At 48.0% G+C, this 717-nt stretch carries 1 protein-coding gene; it reads left to right on the top strand.

Annotated features, from left to right (window positions below; translation table 11 throughout):
• On the top strand, positions 1 to 531 hold a 531-nt coding region (locus tag M1L23_RS12780; protein WP_252627831.1), incomplete at its 5' end, for an EF-Tu C-terminal domain-related protein.
• Positions 532 to 717 lie beyond the last annotated feature (186 nt).

Genomic DNA, 717 nt, shown 5'->3' with positions numbered 1-717 from the left:
TTCTCAATTTCAGGCCGTGGTACGGTTGTAACGGGCCGTGTTGAGCGTGGTATTGTAAACTCAGGCGACGAAGTTGAAATTATTGGTTTGAAAGAAACCACTAAAACTATCGTTACTGGTGTTGAAATGTTCCGTAAGCTACTTGACCAAGGTCGTGCGGGCGAGAACATTGGTGCACTATTACGTGGTACTAAGCGTGAAGACATTCAGCGTGGCCAAGTATTAGCGAAGCCAGGCTCAATTAAGCCACACGCGAAGTTCGAAGCAGAAGTCTATGTGTTAGGTAAAGAAGAAGGTGGCCGTCATACGCCATTCTTTAAAGGTTACCGCCCACAGTTCTACTTCCGTACTACCGACGTAACAGGCTCAGTAGAGTTACCAGAAGGCGTAGAAATGGTTATGCCTGGTGACAACATTAAGTTTGTAGTTGAGCTAATTGCTCCAATCGCGATGGACGAAGGTTTACGCTTCGCAATTCGTGAAGGTGGCCGTACCGTAGGTGCGGGTGTTGTTTCTAAGATTCTTGCTTAAGAATTTTTAAACACAATAATTAAAGGCGCCTTACGGCGCCTTTTTTATTGGGCGTACGGCGGTGTCGTACCTATGCGTGTTGTTTATACGCCCACCCGTACGGCGGTGCCGTACCTACGCGTGTTGTTTATACGCCCACCCGTAGGTCATGCATGGCATGACGAAGCATTGCCTGCCGCAACAACG

Origin of the sequence: Aliidiomarina quisquiliarum, from assembly GCF_023922585.1 — a bacterium.
In the GTDB taxonomy this organism is placed as follows: domain Bacteria; phylum Pseudomonadota; class Gammaproteobacteria; order Enterobacterales; family Alteromonadaceae; genus Aliidiomarina; species Aliidiomarina quisquiliarum.
Note: the sequence above shows the minus strand (reverse complement) of the source record. Positions and strands in the feature narration are given on the sequence as shown.